Origin of the sequence: Microvirga tunisiensis, assembly GCF_009296175.1 — a bacterium.
Classification (GTDB): domain Bacteria; phylum Pseudomonadota; class Alphaproteobacteria; order Rhizobiales; family Beijerinckiaceae; genus Microvirga; species Microvirga tunisiensis.
The window spans coordinates 1-4,010 of the sequence record NZ_VOSK01000478.1 but is presented as its reverse complement, the minus strand read 5'-3'; the positions used below and the strand labels follow the sequence as shown (position 1 = coordinate 4,010).

The 4,010-nt window shown below is 56.6% G+C and carries 4 protein-coding genes and 1 pseudogene; 2 read left to right on the top strand and 3 right to left on the bottom strand.

Annotated elements, in window-relative coordinates:
* Nucleotides 1-76 precede the first annotated feature (76 nt).
* From FS320_RS39675 to FS320_RS39665, 3 genes and pseudogenes are all read right to left on the bottom strand, one after another.
* Entirely contained in the window at nt 77-499 is a 423-nt protein-coding gene (locus tag FS320_RS39675) for an ABC transporter permease subunit (protein WP_152717916.1), read from the bottom strand.
* 83 nt (nt 500-582) lie between these two features.
* Nucleotides 583-1,335: a transporter substrate-binding domain-containing protein gene (locus FS320_RS39670; protein ID WP_162003513.1), complete on the bottom strand. Its 753-nt coding sequence runs from the start codon at nt 1,333-1,335 to the stop codon at nt 583-585.
* A 139-nt stretch (nt 1,336-1,474) separates the two neighbouring features.
* Nucleotides 1,475-2,855 (bottom strand): annotated as a pseudogene (locus FS320_RS39665) (NAD(P)/FAD-dependent oxidoreductase).
* Between the two features lie 135 nt (nt 2,856-2,990).
* Here FS320_RS39665 and FS320_RS39660 point away from each other — a divergent pair.
* Nucleotides 2,991-3,815, top strand: coding sequence for a GntR family transcriptional regulator (locus tag FS320_RS39660; protein WP_162003512.1), 825 nt, complete (start codon nt 2,991-2,993; stop codon nt 3,813-3,815).
* Nucleotides 3,816-3,889: 74 nt separating this feature from the next.
* Nucleotides 3,890-4,010: ATP-binding cassette domain-containing protein (locus FS320_RS39655; protein ID WP_425294309.1), on the top strand; the 121-nt coding region annotated here is incomplete at its 3' end.

The following is a 4,010-nucleotide window of genomic DNA, read 5'->3' as shown; positions in this document are numbered from 1 at the left end:
TTTGAAAGCCGGAGAGTGGTTCCGGCGGGGTCTCTTGCTCATCGTCTCTCCTGTTCAGCAGCCATTCTGGCTGCTCTCAGGCAGAAACTCCACTTATCCCGCTGTCCAAATTTCCCGAGCCAGCTCTCATATACGCTCCCTTGATGAACCCCAGGGAAAATACGACCGCGGCAAAACCACTCAAATTCACAACGCCGCGCCACCCGAACCATGCAATCGCTTCGTTGAGCAGGGTCGTACCGGTATAAAAGAGCAAAATAACGAGGAGAAGCGCAGGAATGGCTCTGACAATGGTGGTATAGACCTCAGCGACCCACCAGGTCAGGCGCGAGCCCGAGAGTTTCGCCCATGCGCCCAACAGACCGAGGAGTGCTCCGAAAAGGTAGGAGCATAAAGATATTTCAAGCGTTACGACGGCGCCACGGAGCAACGGTCCGCCCCAGCCCTGATCGCTAAACATCACAAGTGCTAGAAAGCCGGTGGCGCCTGAGTCAGACATTGCCGCGATGATCCATTACATGACTGACATCTTGAGTTTTGCGGGGCGGACCGGCTCGTAGCCGGTCCGCGAGCGAGAGCACATCACTCGCCATATGGATCATGTTCGAAGTACTTCTTGGCGATTGCAGTGTACTCACCGCTCTTACGGATGGTCGCCAATGCCGTATTAATCCGCTCCTTCAATGCAGTATCACCTTTGCGGATGCCTGCCCCCGCGCCCCGGCCGAGGAGTGGATCAACAGGTGTGACGCCTTTGATCTCGAAGGCTTGGCCCGCCTCGGACTTGAGGAACCGCGTGAGTTCGAGAATGTCGCCCATGTCGACATCGATACGGCCTGCGACAAGATCCGCGATCGAGTCGTCCGTTGTGTCATAGAGCTTAATATCAGCGGCCTTTCCGTAGTAGTGATTCAGGTACGAGTAGAAGTTCGTTGCCTTCTTCACGCCGACCGTTTTTCCCTTGAACCCTTCCGCTGAGATGTCCAGCTTCATATCCTTCGCAGCAACGTACGCCGCAGGCCCGCGACGATAACGATCGCTGAAGTCAATGACCTTCTCGCGCTCGGCAGTCATCGACATGCCGCTCCAGATGATGTCGATCTTGTTGGCTTGCAATGCCGGGATGATGCCGTCCCAGGCAATCTCAACGATCTCGCATTTGGCTTTCATTTCCCGGCATAGGCTATTCATAATGTCGACATCGAAGCCCGACCATTGACCAGATGGCGACTTGTTGGTCCATGGCGGAAACGGTGCGGAGTCGTACCCCCAGCGCAGCACATCTTCAGCATGCGCTGCTACGCCAGAAGCCAGTCCAACAGCAAAGGCTAGCATTCGTATAAGTGCTCGTGTCATTGTATTCCCTCTAGGTTAGGATTTACATCGGAAGGTGCGAGCCGGATCTTGTCTCTTATGCCCCGCACTTCCAAATCTTCTTGATTCCAGGCGCGAGCCTAATCGTCATATCTTTGCGTCAGCGGTTTGCGATCGCATCCTCCGTCTTTGATGACTCGATTCCGATACCTGCGAGAATGTCCTCGCGGAGGATCGCTCGTGCACCCTTGCGCAGGCGAGAGAATTCGAACGGCGTTGGATCGACGGTAGGCATATCGCTTGTCACGAGGTCCGCCATGAGTTTGCCGGCCCCAGGGCCGATACCAAATCCATGTCCGGAAAAGCCTGTGCTGATGAACAACCCGGGCTTTTCGTCGACAGCTGAGATGACCGGGACTGCGTCGGGGGTTGCATCGACGAGACCCGCCCAACGTTCCAGAATTTGCATATTCTTAAAGACCGGGAAGGCTGCAATGAGATTGCTGCGCAGCATCAAGGTCCCTTTTCAGGGGCTTCGGGTCGAGGATCCTAACTTTCTCGAAGGGCGAGACCTCATCCATTCTCCAAGGGCGTGACTGCTTCCACTCCGCGACAAATCGATGTCCAAGACGCAGACGAATAGCATCCCGCTCAGTAAGAAACCGCGGAAGAAAGTCAAAGAAGTACTTGAAGCTGTCCGGAACGATTTGAGCTTCGTTCGACTGGCCGAATGCAACGGTGTAGCCACCGTCAAGGCGCTTTCGGAGGCCGAAGCCAAGCCCGGATGTCGAAATCTCGGGGCCACCCTGAAGGGGCGCCGTACGCATAACATTTCCGAGGACCTTGAGCTGCGGCAGTCGGAGCCCGAGGCTGTCACACATCAGGCTTGACCATGCCCCGCCGGCAAGAACCACGGCCTGGCAGCTGATACGGCCCTTCTCCGTCACAACTCCTGAGACTGTGCCACCGCTCGTTTCAAGTCCTCGCACAGCGCAGTGTGTCAGGACTATCCCGCCCAACCTCTGCGCCCCCTCTGCCATTGCGGGGGCTGCAATTTCAGGTTCGGCGCGGCCATCACTCGGTGAGTACACGCCCCCAGCCCAGTCGCGCGGAGAGCCCGGCACCAGCTGTCTAATTTCTGTCGGCGACACAAGACGACTATCGGTTTGATAGAGCTTTGCGTGCTCAAGGAGCGCACGTGCCTTCTCGAGTTGATCGTCCGTCTTACTGAGCGAAAGGATACCGCAGCGGCGAAAGCCTGTCTCGGCGCCGACCAATTCGTTCATCTGCCCCCACAGGCGCAGACTTTCCATTGCAAGTGGCAGCTCACGGGGGTCGCGGCTTTGGGTGCGGCACCACCCCCAATTGCGGCTTGATTGCTCGCCAGCAATCTCTCCTTTTTCACATAGGGTGACGGAAACGCCCTTTTTCAGCAGGAAGAGCGCGGTGCTGACACCGACGATTCCACCGCCGATAATCACAACGTCGGTCGACCGTGGGAGGAGCGGAGACGATTTTATGGGACGAGCGCGTGTCGGCACGGGTGAGGCTCCAGCGCCTAGCTTTAGCCAACTAGGCGACTAGTCAACAGATTAACTAGTTGACCTGAGGCTTAAAACCGTGTCAATAAGAATTATGCGGGACATCGGATGGCATTGGAGAAAAAGATAAGAGCGATGACTGAGAGCAATGATCACGACCATCCCCTATTTGCAGCAAGCGCTCTCGATTATGATCTGCCTCTTGCTCCTCAGATCGCACGCCTCCTGCGCAGGGCTATTGTCACGTTGAACATCGAACCTGGCGAGCGACTGTCCGAGCAGGAGGTCGCGAACGCATTTGGGCTTAACCGCCACGCGATCCGGGAGGCCTTTCTTCTTTTACGCGACTCCGGCTTGATCCGAGTGATGCCGCAACGCGGAACAATGGTCCTCAAAATCTCGCCCGAAGGCTTGGAGAATGCCTCATTTGTTCGCGAGGCGCTGGAATGCGCCGCAGCGCGTGCAGCGGCAGTCCTGCGAGACCCTACTGCTCTTGCTCGACTTGAGGCTAATCTCGCCGTCCAGCGACAACTCGCAAAGCAGAAAAACCCCGAGGCGTTCTTTGAATGTGACGACAGCTTCCACCACCTCATTGCTGAAGCGGCGGGCCGCAGCATTGCTTGGGATATTGTGGACGACTATAAGCCGCAGCTCGACCGGCTTCGCTATCTCTCTATCGACATCAAAATTAAAGACCGTTTGACGGCCGATAGTGCCTTCGAGAACAGTCTACATGATCATCAGGCGATCGTCGCAGCCATCAAAAAGGGGGATGCTGACGAAGCAGAATTGCAGATGAGGAACCATCTCGGCCGTATCATGGCTGCCCTCCCCCGGCTCGCTTCAAGCTACCCGGACATGTTCGCGTCAGACCCGCACTCCAAACCCGGAGCATCTGCTCAACAGGGTCAGGGAAGAAGACGCATCGGCCGGGCTAACCAAACCGTACGTTCTATCTAAGCGGGGTCTTTATTATGGACGAAGCTTTTGCACCTCTGACGCAAACTGAAGACGTGTCGAGCCCGGCTGTTCAGATGATCGACGTGCACAAGTGGTACGGCGAGTTCCACGTGCTGCGGGACATCAACCTCAACGTGCGCCGCGGCGAGCGCATCGTCATCTGCGGTCCCTCGGGCTCGGGCAAGTCCACGATGA